The organism is Agrobacterium sp. Ap1 (genome assembly GCF_017313375.1).
GTDB classification, from domain to species: domain Bacteria; phylum Pseudomonadota; class Alphaproteobacteria; order Rhizobiales; family Rhizobiaceae; genus Neorhizobium; species Neorhizobium cellulosilyticum.
Genome location: NZ_JAFLMY010000075.1, coordinates 1 through 877 on the forward strand (window position 1 = coordinate 1; position 877 = coordinate 877).

At 58.5% G+C, this 877-nt stretch carries 1 protein-coding gene; it reads right to left on the reverse strand.

The annotated features are described in order from the left end of the window. Positions 1–877: IS256 family transposase (locus JZX87_RS31040; protein WP_206829656.1), on the reverse strand; the 877-nt coding region annotated here is incomplete at both ends.

Consider the following 877-nt stretch of genomic DNA (forward strand, 5'->3'; position numbering starts at 1 on the left):
TGATAAGCTGATCATCGCTCATTGTGGCGATGGTTTCCAGCGTCATGTAGCGCGAGCGCTGAACAGCCCACTCGTCATTTTGCTCGAGAAGCAGCGCGCCGACGAGTCTGACGATGGCGTCGTCATTGGGAAAGATGCCCACGACCTCTGTCCTTCGTTTGATCTCACCGTTCAGCCGCTCGATTGGGTTCGTGCTGTGGAGCTTGGTCCAGTGCTGCTTTGGGAAGGTCATGTAGGCCAGCACGTCCTCTTCGGCGCTATCCATGAGGCCGGCGAGTTTTGGCACCTTTGGCCTTATCTGATCGGCAACGCTGCGCCATTGATGGCTGGCAGCTTCGGGTGTGTCCTGGGCAAAGGCCGTTGCAATGAAGGCTGAGACGACGCGCCGGCCGCTCTTTCCAGCATGCGCCAATGCATTGCGCATGAAGTGAACTCGGCATCTTTGCCAGGTCGCGGACAGGACCTTGGAAACAGCGGCTTTGATGCCTTCGTGGGCGTCGGATACGACGAGCTTAACACCGCGCAGGCCGCGGCGCGTCAGCTTACGCAGGAACTCCGTCCAGATCGGTTCGGCCTCGGAAGTGCCGATTTCCATGCCGAGAACCTCGCGCCGTCCATCAGTGTTAACGCCGATTGCGATAATGACAGCGACGGAGACGATGCGGCCACCGCGCCGGACCTTGAGGTAGGTGGCGTCGATCCACAGGTATGGCCAGTCGCCTTCTATAGGTCGGGACAGAAAAGCCTTCACCTTGTCGTCAATCTCTTCGCAAAGCCTGGAAACCTGGCTTTTGGAGATGCCGCTCATCCCCATTGCCTTGACCAGGTCGTCTACCGAGCGGGTCGAAACGCCTTGGATATAAGCTTCCTGGATCAC